Origin of the sequence: Pleionea sp. CnH1-48 (genome assembly GCF_024124665.1) — a bacterium.
In the GTDB taxonomy this organism is placed as follows: domain Bacteria; phylum Pseudomonadota; class Gammaproteobacteria; order Enterobacterales; family Kangiellaceae; genus JAMXSB01.
Genome location: NZ_JAMXSB010000006.1, coordinates 1 through 18,471 on the forward strand (window position 1 = coordinate 1; position 18,471 = coordinate 18,471).

Annotated in this window: 22 protein-coding genes; 10 read left to right on the forward strand and 12 right to left on the reverse strand. The window is 41.8% G+C overall.

Going from position 1 to position 18,471, the window contains the following annotated elements; genetic code table 11:
• Positions 1-48 precede the first annotated feature (48 nt).
• Positions 49-246 carry a hypothetical protein gene (locus NH399_RS10455; RefSeq protein ID WP_253040081.1) on the reverse strand — a complete coding sequence of 66 codons (198 nt, stop codon included), beginning with the start codon at positions 244-246 and terminating at the stop codon, positions 49-51.
• Positions 247-1,182: 936 nt separating this feature from the next.
• Here NH399_RS10455 and NH399_RS10460 point away from each other — a divergent pair.
• The 3 genes from NH399_RS10460 (at position 1,183) to NH399_RS10470 (ending at position 2,529) form a co-directional block, all read left to right on the forward strand.
• Entirely contained in the window at positions 1,183-1,458 is a 276-nt protein-coding gene (locus tag NH399_RS10460) for a hypothetical protein (RefSeq protein ID WP_253040083.1), read from the forward strand.
• A 192-nt stretch (positions 1,459-1,650) separates the two neighbouring features.
• A complete protein-coding gene (locus tag NH399_RS10465) occupies positions 1,651-1,911 on the forward strand; it encodes a hypothetical protein (RefSeq protein ID WP_253040085.1) in 261 nt (86 codons plus the stop codon).
• 222 nt (positions 1,912-2,133) lie between these two features.
• Complete coding sequence (locus tag NH399_RS10470; protein WP_253040087.1) at positions 2,134-2,529, forward strand: universal stress protein; 396 nt, start codon at positions 2,134-2,136, stop codon at positions 2,527-2,529.
• 96 nt (positions 2,530-2,625) lie between these two features.
• Here the strand turns inward: NH399_RS10470 and NH399_RS10475 are convergent, their stop codons facing one another.
• From NH399_RS10475 to NH399_RS10495, 5 genes are all read right to left on the reverse strand, one after another.
• Positions 2,626-2,967 carry a hypothetical protein gene (locus NH399_RS10475; RefSeq protein WP_253040089.1) on the reverse strand — a complete coding sequence of 114 codons (342 nt, stop codon included), beginning with the start codon at positions 2,965-2,967 and terminating at the stop codon, positions 2,626-2,628.
• 72 nt (positions 2,968-3,039) lie between these two features.
• The gene (locus NH399_RS10480) at positions 3,040-4,584 is read right to left on the reverse strand and encodes a glutamate synthase-related protein (protein WP_253040091.1); all 1,545 of its coding nucleotides are present in this window, start codon (positions 4,582-4,584) and stop codon (positions 3,040-3,042) included.
• 47 nt (positions 4,585-4,631) lie between these two features.
• Positions 4,632-5,228, reverse strand: coding sequence for a cytochrome b (locus NH399_RS10485; protein WP_253040093.1), 597 nt, complete (start codon positions 5,226-5,228; stop codon positions 4,632-4,634).
• A gap of 43 nt (positions 5,229-5,271) precedes the next feature.
• Positions 5,272-6,252, reverse strand: a complete 981-nt coding sequence (locus NH399_RS10490; RefSeq protein WP_253040095.1) for a glutathione S-transferase family protein — start codon at positions 6,250-6,252, stop codon at positions 5,272-5,274.
• Positions 6,253-6,364: 112 nt separating this feature from the next.
• Positions 6,365-6,757: a DoxX family protein gene (locus NH399_RS10495; RefSeq protein WP_253040096.1), complete on the reverse strand. Its 393-nt coding sequence runs from the start codon at positions 6,755-6,757 to the stop codon at positions 6,365-6,367.
• 112 nt (positions 6,758-6,869) lie between these two features.
• Between NH399_RS10495 and NH399_RS10500 the strand changes: the two genes are divergently transcribed.
• The 4 genes from NH399_RS10500 to NH399_RS10515 all read left to right on the forward strand — a co-directional run bounded on the left by NH399_RS10500 (position 6,870) and on the right by NH399_RS10515 (position 9,310).
• Positions 6,870-7,775: a LysR family transcriptional regulator gene (locus NH399_RS10500; RefSeq protein ID WP_253040098.1), complete on the forward strand. Its 906-nt coding sequence runs from the start codon at positions 6,870-6,872 to the stop codon at positions 7,773-7,775.
• 88 nt (positions 7,776-7,863) lie between these two features.
• The gene (locus NH399_RS10505) at positions 7,864-8,217 is read left to right on the forward strand and encodes a DUF1801 domain-containing protein (protein ID WP_253040100.1); all 354 of its coding nucleotides are present in this window, start codon (positions 7,864-7,866) and stop codon (positions 8,215-8,217) included.
• A 10-nt stretch (positions 8,218-8,227) separates the two neighbouring features.
• On the forward strand, positions 8,228-8,761 hold the full coding sequence (locus tag NH399_RS10510; protein WP_253040115.1) for a peptide-methionine (S)-S-oxide reductase: 534 nt from the start codon (positions 8,228-8,230) through the stop codon (positions 8,759-8,761).
• Between the two features lie 42 nt (positions 8,762-8,803).
• The gene (locus tag NH399_RS10515) at positions 8,804-9,310 is read left to right on the forward strand and encodes a tetratricopeptide repeat protein (protein ID WP_253040117.1); all 507 of its coding nucleotides are present in this window, start codon (positions 8,804-8,806) and stop codon (positions 9,308-9,310) included.
• A gap of 74 nt (positions 9,311-9,384) precedes the next feature.
• Here the strand turns inward: NH399_RS10515 and NH399_RS10520 are convergent, their stop codons facing one another.
• Together NH399_RS10520 and NH399_RS10525 are read right to left on the reverse strand one after the other, a co-directional pair.
• Positions 9,385-11,205 (reverse strand): cellulase family glycosylhydrolase, encoded by a 1,821-nt coding sequence (locus NH399_RS10520; RefSeq protein ID WP_253040119.1) that lies wholly within the window; start codon positions 11,203-11,205, stop codon positions 9,385-9,387.
• A gap of 240 nt (positions 11,206-11,445) precedes the next feature.
• On the reverse strand, positions 11,446-13,077 hold the full coding sequence (locus NH399_RS10525; RefSeq protein WP_253040121.1) for a methyl-accepting chemotaxis protein: 1,632 nt from the start codon (positions 13,075-13,077) through the stop codon (positions 11,446-11,448).
• Positions 13,078-13,438: 361 nt separating this feature from the next.
• Here NH399_RS10525 and NH399_RS10530 point away from each other — a divergent pair, with 361 nt between their 5' ends.
• The gene (locus NH399_RS10530; protein WP_253040123.1) at positions 13,439-14,176 is read left to right on the forward strand and encodes an RNA methyltransferase; all 738 of its coding nucleotides are present in this window, start codon (positions 13,439-13,441) and stop codon (positions 14,174-14,176) included.
• A gap of 14 nt (positions 14,177-14,190) precedes the next feature.
• On the opposite strand, the gene NH399_RS10535 is transcribed toward NH399_RS10530, so the two are convergent.
• Complete coding sequence (locus tag NH399_RS10535) at positions 14,191-14,541, reverse strand: helix-turn-helix domain-containing protein (protein ID WP_253040124.1); 351 nt, start codon at positions 14,539-14,541, stop codon at positions 14,191-14,193.
• Positions 14,542-14,680: 139 nt separating this feature from the next.
• Here NH399_RS10535 and NH399_RS10540 point away from each other — a divergent pair, with 139 nt between their 5' ends.
• Together NH399_RS10540 and NH399_RS10545 are read left to right on the forward strand one after the other, a co-directional pair.
• Positions 14,681-15,754 carry a nitronate monooxygenase family protein gene (locus NH399_RS10540; protein WP_253040126.1) on the forward strand — a complete coding sequence of 358 codons (1,074 nt, stop codon included), beginning with the start codon at positions 14,681-14,683 and terminating at the stop codon, positions 15,752-15,754.
• A 22-nt stretch (positions 15,755-15,776) separates the two neighbouring features.
• On the forward strand, positions 15,777-16,382 hold the full coding sequence (locus NH399_RS10545) for a glutathione S-transferase family protein (protein WP_253040128.1): 606 nt from the start codon (positions 15,777-15,779) through the stop codon (positions 16,380-16,382).
• A gap of 29 nt (positions 16,383-16,411) precedes the next feature.
• Here the strand turns inward: NH399_RS10545 and NH399_RS10550 are convergent, their stop codons facing one another.
• The 3 genes from NH399_RS10550 to NH399_RS10560 all read right to left on the reverse strand — a co-directional run bounded on the left by NH399_RS10550 (position 16,412) and on the right by NH399_RS10560 (position 18,125).
• Positions 16,412-17,089 carry an alpha/beta hydrolase gene (locus NH399_RS10550; protein ID WP_253040130.1) on the reverse strand — a complete coding sequence of 226 codons (678 nt, stop codon included), beginning with the start codon at positions 17,087-17,089 and terminating at the stop codon, positions 16,412-16,414.
• Positions 17,090-17,185: 96 nt separating this feature from the next.
• Positions 17,186-17,611, reverse strand: coding sequence for a hypothetical protein (locus NH399_RS10555; RefSeq protein WP_253040132.1), 426 nt, complete (start codon positions 17,609-17,611; stop codon positions 17,186-17,188).
• Positions 17,612-17,642: 31 nt separating this feature from the next.
• Entirely contained in the window at positions 17,643-18,125 is a 483-nt protein-coding gene (locus tag NH399_RS10560; RefSeq protein WP_253040134.1) for a hypothetical protein, read from the reverse strand.
• Between the last annotated feature and the right edge of the window lie 346 nt (positions 18,126-18,471).

The window sequence follows — 18,471 nt, forward strand, 5'->3', positions numbered from 1 at the left end:
TAGAGTACAACGAGAGTCGACCTCATCAAGCTCTTAATAATCTGTCGCCTAAAGAGTTCCTAAGTAACAGCGAATTTTGATGAGCCCGTCTTCACTACAAGGTGGATCTAAAAATGGGAGCCGGTCAGTTTTGACCAAAAGTTCAGTATTAAATGGTTCTCTTAAAGGGAGTACTTCTGACATAACTTGAACTAATTCGTAATCAGACATTTTCTTTAAAGAGTCAATCAGTTCATTTTTATTCATCGTAAGCACCTTATTTAGAACTTAGCGTGTAGTTGCGGCAACTTTAAGTTCTTCGGGCCAAACCAGCCCCATTCTTTTCAATAAAGCTAGCATTTCTTTACTAGATTCTTTATCAAGCCTCTCATTTACGAGTGTTTTAACTGACGGAGTCATAATCCAATATTCACATGTTCTTATAAGCACTGATGTTCGATAAATCAGAATGCAATTCTTTACCCCATTTATCGAAAAAGTAATCCTAAACTACTACAAATCCGAAATTTGATGAATTGCTTTTGTGAAATTAATGCAATTCTTGGAAATCGACGAATCATAAATGTGGATACTTGATTAAGTCAGTCCGTTGATTATTACGAATGTCTGAAATAATCGAAAAAAAAATCAACGACATTTATTCATCTGTATAGATAGTCTTATTTAGGTGTCCACCAAATTTAGAGACTCGCAAGAGTCTCTACCAGTTTTCACTTTCCCATACAGTCAACACTTCGTGTCTTTTGCTACAAGGCTTTGCGGAGTTTTCTTGTTTTTTCTTTACGGAACTCTCTCCAGAACGCTCTATACAACAGTTCAAGTCTATGACGTCTCGCCATTTTGAGTTTTCAATTTCTATTAACAACAATAGGCTCAGCACAGCTTCAAAATGAGTAAAGCTGTGAAAATAAAGATTACAAATAGCGTAATGAACCCCATCTCCATTTTCTTTGTACGAACCTTGAGCTTGACTAACATCCACAATTAAAAACGGCCTTTCGAAGTTGGTACCTTTTTAGGCAGAAAAGAGACTTTTGTAAGCATTCAGCACATGTTCCATAAGCCTTTAACCTGAAAATGAAAGCTGATATGTTATGCTTTATCTATGTAATAAAATCGGGAAAAATATAAATACTCTCAGAGCAAGAAAAATTTCTGTTAATCACACAGTTAGGAATACCAATGAATCTAGATAAGATTCTGAATCAAGCAAGCGAGTACGAGCTGAGCTATAGTACGGCAGTAGATTTCGCAAGTTCGCAAAACCTCTCGCTAGTTGATTTTGTAAATTCATTCGCAATTGCTCTGGCAAAGGGATACCAAGATGGTCGATACAATTTTGAATTTAGTGATGGCGCTGCAAACTGGCTCTTTGACTTCATGACAGATGACGTATTTTTATCATCAAACAACAATACTTCTACCATCACCAGCTTACGATGTTTACCTGGCCTTTGATGAGGGCGAATATCATCATCGAGGCGACCCCGAAGACGTTGTGGCAGAGATTAAATATACGAAACCAAGATTCAATGAGATATTGTCGTGCAACTAATATTAACAAGGCTAGAGGGAGCAAAAAATTGGCTCTTAGCTCTGGCTTTTCGTCCCCTGTTGGCGGCGTTATTCATCTAGAGGATTGAAATAATAATGGAAGCAAAATACAAGAAAAAAGCCATAATGGATCGAATCGAGGAAATAGAAAGCGATATATTGAAAGCTAATGAATACCTCGAAGATGGCTCTCATGCGCATTGGCACAAGTTCAAACCTGTGTTGAAAGAAAAAGAAAGAAACGGAGAGACTCTGCCACCTCATCGAGACTGGGTGAAAAATGTGTTCCTGCCAGAGCGAGAACAAGCTTTAAAAGAAGCTATAAAATTAGTTGACCGACTAGAGAGTAAAAAGTAACAGTTCTCAATGTTTCTTGAGGAAATTTTGGGGTATCTGGGACAGCACATAATTTTTGCATGGCGCAAGACTTTAACAACATCATTCACAAGTGCGATAACAACAATAGAAGACTAAAAAGCTCAATGCCTAAAATGAGCTGACTCTTGACCTAGATCAAGCCAGCATGGCTATAATGTAGTTACACTGAGAATACAAAACATTATTGTACGGGATAATACTATGTTTAAAACCATTCTTTGCGCCATTGAAGCTTCTGATGAAGGAAAAGAAGTACTCTCGCACGCATCTCAACTTTCAAAGCTATGTGATGCCCAGCTTCTTGTTGTCCATGTTATCCCTTATGCTCTTCTTCCAAAGGATTACCAAAAGGAACTAGAAGAAGAAGCTAAGCCTAAAATTCGAGAGATAGCGAGTGAGTTTGATATCTCTGAGAAATGCCAGTTTATAAAAGTAGGTAAGCCTTACCAACATATATGTTCTCTAGCAGAGAAGAAAAATGCAGATCTGATTATCTTGGGCACCCATTCACAGAAAGGTGTTCAAGCGCTTCTTGGTTCAACTGCAAATGCCGTTGTCAACAAGGCGACTTGCAATGTCTCATTAGTGAAAGTATAAGTTCTCACTTCCCAGTTTCACTTTGAATAGAAGTCTTGTACTTAAAGGCTTCTATTTTTCTCTGTTAAAAATGATGAGTCTTTCTTTGAGCTTTACCTATTGAGTTTTCCAGACACAAAGAGAGTCCACAACATCACCTTCTGCTAACATTCTGTCAAAACCTTCAAGGTTAAAGCTGGCAAGTTTTGACTCGAGAAACAAGAGCACTTTATCCATACCTTTAGCATCTCCACTGACACTTAGTGTATCACCAGACATATCCTTAAACTCCCAGACAGACATAACGCCATTGACGGCATGGTAATGAAAGTTAATTTCCTTTATATCTTTTACTTCTAGTTGTAACGCTTGCCCTTCCTTTTCTATCACGAGCTGCTCATCGTTAATGCCAATTTTTTCTGGCGCTAATCCTAATACTTTATTTATATATTTTTTCATAGTTTCTCTATCGTCATCAAAAAAGCCCTCAACCTTGAGAGCTTTCTATCATAACAGATCACACCATCAAGCTCATCCAGGCTCTTTCACTCCTGAATACCGAACACCAGATAACAATGCCATTTCTCGGTGCCAGGTTGCTAAATCCTCCTGATTAAACTCACTCAACGAATGATGGCCGCAGGCTCGAGCCATTACTTGCATCAGCTCGGTTGATGCTTCAAAAAAGTTTTTCAACTGAGTTGACGACTTTTCAATATTCAACCGTTGTCTTAAATCTTTCTTTTGCGTAGCAATTCCTGCAGGGCAGTTATTGGTATTACACATTCGCGCGGCCACACAACCGATGGCTTGCATGGCGCTGTTAGAAACCGCAACACCATCGGCTCCCAGAGCTAAAGCTTTCACAAAGTCCATAGGCACTCGTAATCCACCGGTAATAATCAGTGTGACTCGCCCACTCGCGCCCTGCTCATCCAGATAACGACGCGCTCTAGCCAAAGCGGGAATTGTCGGCACACTGATGTGATCACGAAACATCTCGGGAGCTGCGCCTGTGCCTCCACCACGTCCATCAAGAATGATGTAATCCGCGCTGGCGTCTAAAGCAAATTGAATATCTTGCTCAATATGATTGGCACTCAGCTTAAAACCAATGGGAATTCCTCCTGTTACTTCACGCACACGATCTGCGAAGGCTTTATAGTCCTGCGCCGTATGAAGCTCTTTGAAGGTCGGAGGAGAAATGGCGGGCTGGCCTTCTTCAATGCCACGAACCTCTGATATCTTTCCAACGTTTTTATTGCCAGGTAAATGGCCTCCCGTTCCAGTTTTAGCTCCCTGCCCGCCTTTAAAGTGAAACGCTTGAACGTTCTTTAACAATGCTTCGTCATAACCAAATTGCGCACTCGCTAGCTCATAAAAATAACGTGAGTTGGCTTGCTGTTCTTCGGGCAACATGCCGCCTTCTCCCGAACAAATCCCGGTGCCTGCCAAGTCAGCGCCTTTGGCCATAGACACTTTTGCCTCAAAGGATAACGCCCCAAAACTCATATCAGAAACAAACAGCGGAATTTTTAGTTTAAGCGGCTTCTTAGCTTGTGGTCCTATCACCAGCTCGGTATTAACAGGCATGTCTTCCATCAAAGGTTTGGCCGCCATTTGTGCGGTCATCACTTGCAGTTCATCCCAGTGAGGTAACTGATAACGAGGTATCCCCATGGAAGTCATAGGACCATGATGCCCCAGTTTAGATAGTCCCTCACGAGCCAGTTGATGAATAAACTCAACCGTAGGCTCTTCTTTAGTGGCATTGGCAACAGGAATACTTGCATCCGTAACCTTAACGCCCGGACCTTCTTTGCCTACCTGTGTTGCATCAAACTGTTTATGGGTGCCATCACAAAACGGCACACTCCCCGTATGTTTACACTGACAAAGGTATGCGTCACCATCATCCTCGGCAGTGAAAGCTTTTGGCTTGAAGTCTGTTCCAGCATGGGAGCCATCACAAAAGGGTTGATTTTTTGAACGCCCGCAAGCGCAAAAATAATATTCTTCACCTTTCGTTAAACTCACCTTTACAGGTTTATTGTCTGCAATAACTGGGTTGCTCATGATGTCTCCTCTCAATAGTCTCTTTCACTGGTCCGAATGAAAGATGGTTAATTCTCAGTACGCTCGACTGTCATTTTTTTAATCGTTCGATCTTTTTTTACAAAATGGTGATATAAAGCCGCACCGATATGTCCCAGTATGAGTAACCAAACGACCCAGGCCCCCATAATCTCTTTATGAATAAAATCAATCGGCGCTTCGAAAGCTTCAAAGCTTATTCCAAGTCCTTGCTCAATCAACCCGGTAAACATCCAGGTATCAGAAAACTTAACCGCATCAAATAAAAAGAAAAACTCCGTCGCAACACCCGTCCCCATATAGCCAGTCAAAGGCATAATGATCATAACGGCGTAAAGCGCGTAATGTCCGAAGCGAGCAGCTTTATGCTCCAATGCTGTTCCGGGTTCTTCATCAGGCTGCCGATTCATCCAGCGCCAAATAATTCTCAGTAATACCAGGACGCCAATCGATACTCCAAACGATAAATGCAACTGCAACGCAGTCCAGTTTTCTGGTGTTTTTGCTTCAGTAATCCATTGTCGGTAATACACACTGACATAAGCACCTAAAAACAATAAAGCCGTCAGCCAATGTAATGTTTTTGCAATGACACCATAATTTCTTTCGGTATTTTTCCAACGCATGGGATATTCCTTAAGTTGGGTTTCTTAGCAAAAAATGCGCGGTTTAAGACAAAGCCTCTCGATGATGAGGCTCGTTCAGATTGAGCTCAGGCCCGACGGGAATCACCTGGGTCGGGTTAATGCTGGTATGAGAAGCATAGTAGTGAGCTTTGATGTACTCAATATTGACGGTGTCTGCAATACCCGGCTGCTGATACAGATCGCGAAGATAAGCCCCCAGTGCAACATAATCCTGAATTCGTTTTTTATTGCATTTAAAGTGACCGACATAAACAGCATCAAAACGAATCAAGGTGGTGAACAAACGCCAATCGGCTTCTGTTATTTGATTTCCAGTCAGATAACGCTGCTTGCTAAGTATGGACTCCAACTGCTCCAAGGTATCAAACAACTCATTAACGGCTTCTTCATAAGCGGTTTGTGTTGTTGCAAAACCGGCTTTATAAACACCGTTGTTGATATTGTGATAAACCAGATCATTTAGCTCATCAATTTGCTTTCTTTTTTCTTCGGGATAAAAGTCGCCTGCTTTTGCTCCTAAATGATCAAAAGCACTATTGAACATTCTGATGATGTCTGCCGATTCGTTGCTAACAATCGTTTTTTGTTGCTTATCCCATAAGATAGGAACAGTCACTCGACCGGTATAATCAGACATAGCCAGCGTGTAAAGTTCATGCACTCGTTTGGCCTGATTAATGTTGTCTTCAACAACGCCTTCTCCTGGCTCAAAAGTCCACCCTTCTTCTCCCATAAACGCGTTAACAACAGAAACCGAAATCATATCTTCCAAGCCTTTTAAATGACGAAAGATGAGTGTTCTGTGCGCCCACGGACATGCTAACGAAACGTAAAGATGATAACGGCCTGACTCAGCCTTAAACCCAGCTCGTCCCGTTGGACCAGCCTGACCATCAGCGGTCACCCAGTTGCGAAAATAGGAATCTTTACGAACAAATTTGCCTCCGGTCGACTTAGTGTCGTACCAGTCGGTGCGCCATTGGCCTTCAACAAGCAGTCCCATGTGTGTCTCCTAGTTATTTCGTTGTCATATCAGAGCATGTTTTAGTTACAACGGATTTGAGTGAGCTCAAAGGTCACTCAAACCTGATGCACTTTTTATGAATATTTTCTGCCTAAGCTTCCGCTGTTTTTCGGCTGTCGATGGCATAGGCACCGGCACCTTGCGCAACGATCATTAATAGGCCACCAGCGATGGTGATATTTTTCATAAACATGATCATTTGAGTCTGATCAGAAAAGTCTGCATGAAACAGTATGGCAGATAAGACACTAAACCCAGCCAATGCAAAGGCAGCCATACGAGCTTGCCAGCCAATCACAATCGCAATTCCTGCAATCACTTCGAGCGCGATAACCGCAGGCAATAGCATCCCAGAAACGCCCATGGCCTCCATGTAGCCTTGAGTAGCAGCATAAGCACCGATTTTATTAAGGCCAGACATGATAAAAACCATTGCTAATAAGAAGCGACCTGCAGGTGCGCTAAGCTCGTGTACTTTAGTCATTGTGTTCTCCAAAATGTAATGTGTCTCTAAACAATGACAATAGCTTAACTGTTGACGAAAAAAGGATAAACACAGAGAATGACAAATCATTATTCTGATTTTGAGAACACCCATGGGCCAACTGGAAGATATGGAAATGTTCGTTCGTATCGTCGATGCAGGCGGTATTAACAAAGCAGCCGAACAGCTAGATATCGCGAAGTCAGCGGTTAGTCGGCGTTTGAATACCCTTGAGAAGCGACTCTCCACTCAGCTATTGACCCGGACGACACGAAAATCCAATCTGACAGAAGCAGGCAATCGCTACTATCAGCACGCTTTAAGCATCCTTGAAGAAGTCAATCTGCTGAATGAGCAAACCAGTGGAAAAACCTCCCGTATTGAAGGCACCTTAAAAATCACCGCGCCTTTGTCATTTGGGCTTTTGCAACTGGGCAATATCATCGATGAATTTGCTCGTCGAAATGAACAACTCAACTTTCAACTGGATCTCTCCGACCGTCAGATTGACCTGATAGGAGAAGGATATGAACTGGCTATTCGTATCGGCAAACTAGACGACTCCAGTCTTCAGGCCAAACGCATTACATCGGTGCGACATGTCATTTGTGCAAGCCCTGACTATCTTCAACAAAATGGAACTCCAGGAAACCTTGAAGAGCTAAGTCAGCATGCCTTTCTGCAATACAGCGGTGGCAACAACAGCCTTTTATTAGCTGACAAACAAGGCCAACCAAGGCGTGTCGAAGTCAACTCCAAAATGAAAGCCAACAACGGGGACTTCTTAAAACAAATGGCAATCAAAGGTCATGGCATTATTTGTTTGCCTACGTTTATCACTCATCAAGAGTTGACAGCAGGAAAACTTATTCCCTTATTAACAGAGTACTCGCTGCCAACCATGCATGCGTATGCGGTTTATCCAAAGAACCGCTTTCTTTCGCTTCGCTGTCGACATTTGATCGATTTTATTTCTGATAAACTCGCCGATACGCCAGTGTGGGAAGAGCCTTGCTAACCCTATAAAAGCTGATAGAAAAAGTGATACACACTACTAAATTTGATAAGCTTCAAGAAACCCTGAACTCTAGAAAAGGAAACCCATTATGTCATCAAAGTTAGAAGACTTTCTTAAGGATATACAGCTTGTTTCTAGTGAACGATACGACACCATCAGCGCCATAAGAAAACTATTTCATCAAGCCGAAGTACCACTAGATGAAGACATTAAATACGGCGGAATCGTTTTCAATGTTTCGGGTTATTTAGTCGGTGGCATATTTTCTTATAAACAGCATGTTTCTATCGAGTTCAGTGATGGAGCAGATTTCCCTGATCCTCATAAAGTTTTAGAAGGTGGTGGAAAAAGAAGAAGGCACATTAAAATACACGATCCAAAAGACATTACTGAAAAGTCGGTGGACTTCTATATATCTGAGTCAGTGAAACCCTATCTTTGAAGATATTCAGGTGAAGAGGGATATAAAAGTGACGACTTCTCATCACCAAAAAATAGGCTTTGGCGGTGGATGTCACTGGTGTACAGAAGCCGTATTTCAATCTTTATCAGGAGTGACAAAGGTAGAACAAGGTTGGCTGGCTTCCTTCGATGAGCATGATTCACTGTCTGAAGGCGTTATTGTTCACTTTGACTCACAAAAGCTACCTCTGGAAGCACTCATTACTATACATCTAGCCACTCACAGCAGCACCTCTAACCACTCAATGAGAAGCAAATATCGCAGCACCATCTATTACTTCTCCGAACATCAGGCTCAACAAGCCGAGAACTGCATCACAAAAGTACAAGCCGATATTAATAAAATGATCATCACCCAAGTTTTGGCTTTTAATCGTTTTAAAGAGAATAGCGAAAAATATAGAAACTACTATTATAGCAATCCAGATAAACCCTTTTGTCAAACGGTTATTCAGCCCAAACTGGATAAGCTAATGAGTCACTATGGAGTCTACACTAATAAAAAGAAACTTAACTCTCAGTGACTTTACTGCTTTAAGTAGAAAAATACGAGGAAGATATCAATCATGAATGAACAAGAATTTTTGGCTATTAAGTCTAAAACAGAGCAAGCGCTCGAAAAAGATGACCACAGTAAAGCGATTGAACTCATGGAGCAAATGCAATCGATTAACCCTACCTACTTTGAGGGTCGCGACGATCTGTACCTACGAATGGGAGAGCTCTATTCAAAAAATAACAACCTGGAGAAAGCAGAAGAATGCTTTCAACAAGCCTATAACATTGCCCCTTCAGATATCAGTACGGGCACTTTCTTGCTCACTTTTCTGGTAAAGTTTGAGCGAGCTGAAAGCCATAGAAGTCTGGTAGCCGAGCTAGAAAAGCTCGAAGCGGATATGTATTTATCAATGGCTATTGCATCTTATTATCATCATGTAGGAGATAAGGCAATGATGTGGCAACATCTAGAAAATGCTGCAGAAGCTGGCGCTATGGATATCGATTTGATGGAATACGAAGTGATGAACAAAGACATTCAATCTGAAGACCGCTACGAAGAGCTATTTGACTAACATGTGTAAAAATTATTAGCTTACCATTGTTTATATAAAGCAGCTGCTCTCTATTGAGCAGCCACTTTTTTACTTTAAGACGACTGCCACAACGTCTGATTATTCTTTCGTATACGAATTTTTCCATCATTAGACATTTGCAATATTGCGCCACTATTTCCATAAGTATGTGTATGCCATAATGGTTGTCCACTTGTACTGTAAATCACTAGATTTCCATCACTTTGCAAAAAACAACGGGCACCATGATTGCCATGAGTTGAAGTATGCCAAACCGGTGTTCCATTGGATCGATAAAGTACCAAGTTGCCATCGCCTTGCATCACCAAACGAAACTCGTTGTTGTTAGAATAATAGACTTGGCCAACAACCAGCTCCGCTGCATTGGAAAATACGGTTTTCCAGTTATTAGAACTGCCACCACTAATATTTTTTATGGTCCATTGTTCCCAAATATTTAGATGACTTCGATTGGCTCTTACTGCACTTTGTCCGTTTTCCGATGACATATACTTACCTGTAGCAGCAGGCTTTATTCCATACACGTCACCTCCAATAGGCTCAATAATAAACTTGCAGTCTGAGCATTGTCTGTTTGAATTATTAAACTGCAAATAATGTCCGCTGCGCTGATTAACGTCCAGGTATAAATTGTTGGTTGCCTGAATGCTGTAGGTGCCATCACTATTGGGAAAGATATAAAAAGTTTCCCAATCAGCTCTCACATTTCTATTGGCATTAATAAACTGAGTACCATTCTCGGAACTTAGGTACTGACCATGATAAGCTTTGATATAAACAGGGTTAGATCTTCCTGTTGCAAAATTGATGTTGCCACCACCTGGAGGTTGAGAGCCACAACTAGACTGTCCAGGATGTGTTGCCGCAACACCAAGATAGCCATTCATTGCAGAAATATGAGGGCCGTTACCTACTCCGAGATTTGTCGCACAAAAACACTGAGGATCAACATGCCCGGCCTCGTCTTTAGTAAACTGCCAAAAAGATACCTGATCCACTTTCAGATTTTCTCTAAAGTAGTTTAACCAGTCGGTAACGTTAGCGTCCGTTCGTTGGCTTAGATTGGAAATTCCAAACTCGCCAATAATCGCAGGTTTGCATCGTTCATGAGCTAAATTAATCCACTGAATGGTAGAACCAAACTCTAATCCATTCACACTCATCTCATTAGCTCTGGCTCCCGCAGCATAAAAATGAACAGAGATATCATCGGATGCATCAATCACTTGCTTAGCCGCTTCTCTAGTGACGCCATTCCATAGGTGCTCCAAGGAGCCGGGAACAGGATGAAAGCTGATATGCAATGCGCCTTTCTGTCGCATCATATCGGTTTTGTCCTTATAGTAAGATGCAAATGCTAACGGATCAGTATGCCCCTTGACTTCATTTCCTAGTGACCAGTAGATATAATTCTTGTTAGCATTCCCTCCAATAACATAGTTGATCATGTTGTTAATATGATCGTTATGATTAAGCAAGGTCTGTAGTGTGGTTTCTCCAGATGCGTCGAAGAGATCAACGGTTAATGTTATCCCTTTGCTTCTTGCCAAGTTGGCCAGCCAATTGACTCGGTTAGACATCTTGCTGTATTCATGTGTGTCGTATCCCATGAAGGCCCAGACTCTAACATTAGTTACACCTAGATTTTTTAACCGTTCAAGATCTGCGCTAGCATTATTAACTAATGTCGTTTGGTCCGATGGCATGCTGCCATCAGCGTTAACACCGAGGTCGGTGTAATTCGCAGCAACAAATTTATGCAACGAGTTGTTGATTGGATTGTTAAAACTTTTACCCTGTGCATAAGTTAATGAACTCATCGAAAGAATGAGAAAAAGTAAACATAGTCGGATACTCCTGAGTTTAACGTCCATCACTTCGCTCCTGTAGTTAGACATTGAACATGCATTTATCTCAAACAGAATGAGAATTCTTCAACTGCAGAGATACGCCTTGGTTTACCACTGCCCAAGTGGTTTAAAGAGCCTAAAGCTTTTGCACTTTGGAAAAATCAGACCTAAGACCTAGATTAAAACGATTAAATATTTTTTAAAGAAAGATTATGCAGAGAAGAAAAGCAGTTTGAGCAAAGAGGGGAGCTTTTAAATCCTCCCCTATTCGCCTACTTGAAAAAGACTGATGTGTTTAGACAGCTCGCTGGCTCTGCCCATTAACTCACTGGTGGCTCGCGATACTTCATCTGAACGTTGAGTACTTTCTGAAGCACCACTGTTTAAGATTTGAATATTGTCATGAACCTCTTGAGTAACATGAGCTTGTTGCTCAGCCGCTGAGGCGATTCCAGTAGACATAGTGTCAATATCTCGAATATAAGTCATCACTTGTTGATTCGCGGTGTTAGATTCAACAAAGAGTAATGCCGTATCCTCTGCGGTTTCACATCCATCCATAACCAAATCGACAGCTCCAGATACATTCGCATTCAGCTCATCGATCATGGCATTAATATCTGCTGTCGATGTTTGAGTTCGGCTTGCAAGACCTCGCACTTCATCCGCTACAACTGCGAACCCGCGTCCTTGATCACCCGCTCGGGCAGCTTCTATCGCAGCGTTTAAAGCTAACAAATTCGTTTGCTCTGCTATCCCCTGAATCACATCAATCATGGAGGCAATTTTCTTTGAACCATCGGCCAAACGCTCGATGCCTGCACGAGCCTCTTGCATCTTGGTAGACAAAGCCTGCATCTTCTCGTTTGAACGACTGTAAATATCACATCCTCGTGTCGCCGCTCCAGTGGCTTCACTCACCCGCTCTGCAGTGCTACTCACATTATGAGCCATATCCTGAGTGGCTCTTTGTGCTTTTTCTATCGACGATACCATTTGATCAAGAGAGCTGGTCTGTCGATTAACGTAATCACTGTTTGCACGAGCAATGTTTTCCAAGCCAGCAGTCTCATGATTGATGGTGTCAACATGACCACGAATAGAACGAATAATATCCTGAAAGTGATTAATCAGTTTATTAAAGTCCTCAGCCATAGTTCCCAGTTCGTCTTTCGAATGGACGATCATGCGAGCCGCTAAATCTCCTTTTGAAACAGCACTCACCTGAGATTGGAACTCTCTCATTACTTTGAGTGTAGAGCGATAACCTCCCCATGCTACTAACAAGCTCAACGGTAAGGTCGCCGTTAGAATTATCAACACCCAATAAGCACTCGACTCACTAATGGATTGTGTATGTTCAACATGTTCAGCGGCTTTAGCATCGGCAAGCTCACCGGCTTTATCATAATAGTCTCGCAGCTGCTCAAACCGCGCAACCGTCACCTCAGTGTTATAACGCCAGGCCTCATCAAAGCGACCGCTTTGAGCCAAGTTTATGGTTTCTTGCGCAGCCTGAAACCAGGAGTGGTAGTGGCTATCAAACTGAGCTAATAATTCAGAGGCCCGCTGGTCGTTCATTTTATCTAAAAACAGCTTAACTCTGTCTTTTGCTTGAGTGGCATTTTCATCAAACTCTTTTTTAAAGGTATCCGTTGGCTGCCCGTTTTTGCCAAAAATAACCAGATTCTCCTGTGCGACTCTGGCCTGATACAGATCGCGATCAGCATTAAGAATTAAAGAAACGGCGGGCAAATGTTGGTTAACAACAACATGTATGTTATCAACCAGTCTCGACTTAGTGCTGATTGACAATCCACCGATTGCCAACATTGAGAGCGCCATCACTACACAAGGCAGTGCTATCTTCATCTTAAAGCTGAGCACTTTGAACATAACTTTTCTCGTTGTTTCTTCTTTGGGTAAAAATAGAACCTGTAAAGATCAACTTATAGACCAACAGGCCGTAAAGTACAAAGTTGTAACCTAGGTAAAGTATCTAATCTTTAAAAAAATATCATTAGCAACAATAAGTTAGAAGAGCCTGAGTTGAGATAAAAGCCCACTCAGTGCGGCATTACTCGGTGAGATTACAAAAACTTAGATAACTGGCAAAAAACCATGCCCGGTGCTTTATTAGAATGTAAAGGCAACACTCTAGAAGAAAGCCTGGTGAAAGATTACAATAAGCGGCTTTGGCGAGTCTTATCGTCAGCAACTTTAAAACTTTTTATACTGCCAAACAACGAGCACTTAGATGTCTGCAAAGTTACCAAACATTCGAATCGTTTTACTTCAAACCTATCATCCTGGAAACATTGGCGCCGTTGCCCGAGCAATGAAAACCATGGGGCTGCAAGAGCTTTATATGGTTAATCCAAAAAAATACCCTGATCCAGAAGCCACCAGCCGTGCAGCAGGAGCTGTTGATTTACTAGAGTCAGCGGTATTGGTCAACAGTCTTGAGGAAGCCATAGCGGATTGTACTCAGGTGTTTGCAACAACGGCTCGACAACAACACAGTTATGGACGGCCTCAACGCACCTGTGAGCAAGCAGTTCAGTGGATCAAAGAAAATCCTGCCGAAAAGATCGCCATCGTGTTTGGTAGAGAACGAATGGGAATGAGTACCGCCGATATTAATTTATGTCAGCAAATTCTCTATATCCCCGGTAACCCCGAATACGACGTATTAAATATGGCTGCAGCGGTTCAGATTGTTTGTTATGAGCTGTTCAAACAACTAAGTAATCATGTTGCTACTAACGAAGAAATAACCGACAAAGAAGCGCAGTTTGCTACGCAGGAAGACGTCAATCGTTTCTACCAACATCTGCAATCGTCACTGGAGGATTCTGGCTACTTACGAACCAAGCAGCCCAGCGAAACCATGCAGAGATTACGGCATCTATTCAGCAGAGCAGAACCATCGGCCAAAGAAATCAGTATGCTGCGCGGTGTTTTATCTTCGCTGGAAAAAGACAGAAAGAATTAATAGCGCAGAGACTTTTATTGCTGCTTTAGTGCTTTTAAACGGTGCCCAACATTGACAATGGCTTCGATCGCGGGCTTCAACTCATTCCCCAATTCCGTCAATGAATATTCAACAGTGGGAGGAGAAGTAGGTTTTACTTCTCGCAAAACCACACCATCCGCTTCTAGTCGTTTAAGCCTTTCTGTTAACACCTTTGGTGATATGCTTCCCAGATCATTTTTGAGCTCGCTAAAACGTCGTGGCTGAACACTCAAATACCAGATGATGTTGGGTGTCCAGGCACCACCAATAATACTTAAGCATTCCGTAAGAGGGCACTTTTCTGGAGGGGGAGCTACTCTATTTTTGCGTCTAACAACCGCCATAAATTCACCTGAAAAGAAGAACTAAGTTACTAAATGGTAACTACATTTTTGAGTTTTCGTCAAGAACTTAGTATCCAAAAGTAACTTGGTATGATTACAATAGATTTAGACTTCACACTCACCATAGAAGGATTTATCTATGTGGAATATCAATGCATTAAGCCACACACTCGGAATTCAATATCCCGTTATTCAAGGACCTTTTGGCGGAGGCCTATCAAGCATTCAATTACTCAAAACAGTATCAGATGCAGGAGGGTTAGGTTCCTACGGCGCGCACATTTTGTCACCGGATAAACTTCATACCTTGGTGCATCAAGTTAGACAGACAACTCAGCATCCCTTCGCTATCAACTTGTGGGTCTCTGACCATGATGAAGGTGGCTTGGGTATGCAACAAGAAGATTTCGAGCGCTACCTTCAGCTTTTTCGACCCTTTTACGAAGCGCTGAACATCACACCTCCAACTTATGTTTCTCAATACACCGAACGTTTCGAAGAACAAGTCGAAGCTTTAATAGAAGCAGCACCACCAGTTTTCAGTTTTGTGTTTGGTATTCCCCACCAAGATATCCTCGAGTCCTGCCGACGCAAAGGCATCACCACTATCGGCACAGCAACAACTTTAGACGAAGCTCTCGCCTTAGACCATGCAGGAGTCGATGCCATCGTAGCCACAGGATTCGAAGCGGGCGGACATCGGGTGTCCTTTATGAAAGAAGCAGAAGACTCTCTTCATGGAACCATGGCGCTTGTACCACAAATTGTCGACCGAGTAAAAGCGCCAGTCATCGCTGCAGGTGGGATTGCTGATCCTCGCGGTGTTAAAGCGGCTTTCTCACTCGGTGCTCAGGGAGTACAAATAGGCACAGCTTTTTTGGCCTGTGATGAATCAGGAACCGATGCATTCCATCGAGAAGCCTTGTTTAGCGATGCCGTTCATCACACCGTATTAAGTAGAGCCTTCACAGGACGGCTCGCACGGTTTATTCCTAACTTTTTTGTTAACAATATCGAGGAATCTCCTCACTTACCTTTGCCCTTTCCAATGCAAAGCTTCTTTACTGGCCCGATTAAACACGCCTCCAGCCAACAAAGTAATCCTGGTTATACCTCTCATTATGCAGGTCAGGGTGCTCCCCTTATTAAACATCGCAAAGCTCTCGATTTATTTAATGAAATTATCGAGCAAATGCAGAGTTTTTCACGCTAGCAACAGATAAAAGGAAACCACTATGTACAAGCTTTATTCTATACCCGGTTCGTGTTCGATGGGTATTCATGTTCTACTCAATGAGCTTCAACAAGATGTGAACATTATAAACATTAATGAAGTTGATAATTACTCAGAGATTAACCCTGCTATGATGGTCCCTGTGTTAGAAGATGGCGATCTTCAACTACGTGAAGGCGCAGCTATTGCACTCTATCTTCTCGAAAAACACAAAGACTCAAACCTGCCAGGAGGTCTCGCTGAGAAAGCTAACTTCCACCAACACTTATTCTTCAATTATGCGACGATGCACCCCGCTTATAACCGCTTGTTTTTTGCTATGAAGAACTTAGACGGGGACGCACAAAAGCAAATGTATCAAAAGGGAGCTTCCGCTATCTCTGCACTTTGGACCCTTGTTGATAAACAACTCGCGACTCGGACGTTTATGATGGGTGAGCACCCTTCGATTATTGATTATTTGCTATGTGTTTATGCAAATTGGGGGAGTTTTTTTGATATTGATATTACGCTAGGAAAAAACGTTACTCGAATGATTAAAACAACGATTCAGCGACCAAGTTTTCAGAAAGTACTAGATATCGAAAGAGTGACCTTCAATATCTAGCACTATCATAAAAGGCAGGCTGTCTGCAGTTATTGTTTACTAATAGATGGCTTGCTCTTAATCCAGTCTTTAACGGGAGTTACCCATTCTTTTCTAGGCAGGTAAAAAGCACCGTGTTCTTTACCTGTGGATATTGCCAGTTCTTTGAAATCAACCACATTAGGACTTCTTTCTATCACATGGTCACATGATCCGGTTTTGTCCGATGTTTCATAAATCGACAATACTCTACCGTACGCTTGTGTTTCTGAATGTCTACGTAATATGCCACCACATCCTGCGAGGATAATCACATTTACCTTACTGTTTTTTAACTCATTTGAAGCCATTACTGACAACGAGCCACCGCGTGAAAAACCAAGCAAAGTAATCTGCTCAGGTTTTACCCCCGCTTTTATCAAACGGTTAACACTGTTCGCTAACTCCTTTGCATGCAAGATAGGCTGAATATCTTTTTTACGATGATAGGCAATCAAATGATAGGCTGCATCAGACAGTGACTTTTTGACCAGAGGGTAGTCGTAGACTCCCCAACGAGGATGCTCCGGTGTTGGATTATCCCCTTCAACAATAAAACCATGAGAATAAAAAACATACTTGTCATTGGGTTTTACTTGTTCAGGAAAACCAGTAAACAACTCACCAGCCAGTAGAGATACCGAAAATGTAGACAAAAAGAATAACGATAATAACTTTTTCTTGTTCATGTTGTAATTAATCAGAAAAAACATGAACAATAGACACAGAAGACGTACAGAAAGTTCAACGAGGCGTTTGTTTATATAAACAAACGCCTCGTTGCATTATGACTTGTTTTTCTTGCGCTTAAAATTAGGAATATAGTGGGACTGGGTAGAATTACCAATACGTGTACATTCTCCGTCTTCATTCCAAGCAAAGGAGATAAATGAGTAGCTGCTAATGGAGTTAATGCCATCTAATAGTTCTTTGTTTTGGGTAGAACAAAATACAAAACCATCATCTTCCTCCGATACTCTTGCCTGACAAAATCCAAAAGAAATAACTTCTTCATCCGAAACGGCAACTTTCCGAATGCCACACCCTATCGCTTCAGATGCGTTCTTAGAAAAACGTGCTGTGGCCATATCACCGGATGCAAATCGATTTTCCGTATCAATAGTAACTGGCGCAGGCTGAGTTAAACCAGCGAAAGCTTGAAGTGATAACCCAGAAACAAGAACAGACAGTACAATACTTTTCATTTTCATGATATTTTCCTTTTCTAGAATCGTTGAATGATTATTGATAAATAGCAATTTTTTGTTGCGTTAACTTCTTCGACATACTTTGCAAGAGCTTTTTTCTATCAGAATGATTGAGTTGAGCTAAAGCTTTTTCAAATTCGCCTTGCTCCTGTAAGGAAAAATCACCATCACTTAAGTATAAGTCCAGGCTTTCATCAACTGACATCACCGCCTCGGGACTAGACTCTGCTTCATGCTGCGAGTTCAGACTGACGTGAGAACTCTCACTCGATAAATTCAGCTCACTCAAAGCCAAAGCGAGTTCTTTTTTTACTACCTGCTGGATATCCGTTAGTGTGATAGATTTAGTCTCTGGCTCTATATCTTCGTATTGAGCGTCATCAGTTCTCACTTCAACATAATTACGCTGACTCTCAGGCTTAAGATAAATAACCTGTTCTTCAATGGAGAATATTTTTGCCGCCAAGAAGACCAGCACTATAGTTTGCAGACATACCAAACCGATTAGTATCTTCATACTTTTCCTTTATATACGAGAGCTAATTTCTCTCCAGTTCCAATGCCACCATCATATAAACTTACCAGAGAAAATACAGGGACATTAATCAACAAATTCCTTTTATCCTAACTGTTAAATGAAGCTTTATCTCATGAAGAGAAAGTGCTTTTTTTCGCAGAGTGATTTTCCAATAATACGTAGAATTTAGCATTTGATGAAAACTCAAATAGATAAGCACTCTTGATCAAAAAACGTCCGTTCACGAGATGCACTTATGGATTCTCACAAACAGGGTGTCTAGTAGTCCCCACTCTTCTGAATTGATGAACCAAGCCAACCAATAATCAATATGGATTCCTCTAGG

Excerpts from the sequence above, each read along its gene's own strand:
- NH399_RS10455 (WP_253040081.1), bottom strand. The coding sequence starts at position 246 with ATGAATAAAAATGAACTGATTGACTCTTTAAAGAAAATGTCTGATTAC.
- NH399_RS10460 (WP_253040083.1), top strand. The coding sequence starts at position 1,183 with ATGAATCTAGATAAGATTCTGAATCAAGCAAGCGAGTACGAGCTGAGC.
- NH399_RS10465 (WP_253040085.1), top strand. The coding sequence starts at position 1,651 with ATGGAAGCAAAATACAAGAAAAAAGCCATAATGGATCGAATCGAGGAA.
- NH399_RS10470 (WP_253040087.1), top strand. The coding sequence starts at position 2,134 with ATGTTTAAAACCATTCTTTGCGCCATTGAAGCTTCTGATGAAGGAAAA.
- NH399_RS10475 (WP_253040089.1), bottom strand. The coding sequence starts at position 2,967 with ATGAAAAAATATATAAATAAAGTATTAGGATTAGCGCCAGAAAAAATT.
- NH399_RS10480 (WP_253040091.1), bottom strand. The coding sequence starts at position 4,584 with ATGAGCAACCCAGTTATTGCAGACAATAAACCTGTAAAGGTGAGTTTA.
- NH399_RS10485 (WP_253040093.1), bottom strand. The coding sequence starts at position 5,228 with ATGCGTTGGAAAAATACCGAAAGAAATTATGGTGTCATTGCAAAAACA.
- NH399_RS10490 (WP_253040095.1), bottom strand. The coding sequence starts at position 6,252 with ATGGGACTGCTTGTTGAAGGCCAATGGCGCACCGACTGGTACGACACT.
- NH399_RS10495 (WP_253040096.1), bottom strand. The coding sequence starts at position 6,757 with ATGACTAAAGTACACGAGCTTAGCGCACCTGCAGGTCGCTTCTTATTA.
- NH399_RS10500 (WP_253040098.1), top strand. The coding sequence starts at position 6,870 with ATGGGCCAACTGGAAGATATGGAAATGTTCGTTCGTATCGTCGATGCA.
- NH399_RS10505 (WP_253040100.1), top strand. The coding sequence starts at position 7,864 with ATGTCATCAAAGTTAGAAGACTTTCTTAAGGATATACAGCTTGTTTCT.
- NH399_RS10515 (WP_253040117.1), top strand. The coding sequence starts at position 8,804 with ATGAATGAACAAGAATTTTTGGCTATTAAGTCTAAAACAGAGCAAGCG.
- NH399_RS10520 (WP_253040119.1), bottom strand. The coding sequence starts at position 11,205 with ATGGACGTTAAACTCAGGAGTATCCGACTATGTTTACTTTTTCTCATT.
- NH399_RS10525 (WP_253040121.1), bottom strand. The coding sequence starts at position 13,077 with ATGTTCAAAGTGCTCAGCTTTAAGATGAAGATAGCACTGCCTTGTGTA.
- NH399_RS10530 (WP_253040123.1), top strand. The coding sequence starts at position 13,439 with ATGTCTGCAAAGTTACCAAACATTCGAATCGTTTTACTTCAAACCTAT.
- NH399_RS10535 (WP_253040124.1), bottom strand. The coding sequence starts at position 14,541 with ATGGCGGTTGTTAGACGCAAAAATAGAGTAGCTCCCCCTCCAGAAAAG.
- NH399_RS10540 (WP_253040126.1), top strand. The coding sequence starts at position 14,681 with ATGTGGAATATCAATGCATTAAGCCACACACTCGGAATTCAATATCCC.
- NH399_RS10545 (WP_253040128.1), top strand. The coding sequence starts at position 15,777 with ATGTACAAGCTTTATTCTATACCCGGTTCGTGTTCGATGGGTATTCAT.
- NH399_RS10550 (WP_253040130.1), bottom strand. The coding sequence starts at position 17,089 with ATGAACAAGAAAAAGTTATTATCGTTATTCTTTTTGTCTACATTTTCG.
- NH399_RS10555 (WP_253040132.1), bottom strand. The coding sequence starts at position 17,611 with ATGAAAATGAAAAGTATTGTACTGTCTGTTCTTGTTTCTGGGTTATCA.
- NH399_RS10560 (WP_253040134.1), bottom strand. The coding sequence starts at position 18,125 with ATGAAGATACTAATCGGTTTGGTATGTCTGCAAACTATAGTGCTGGTC.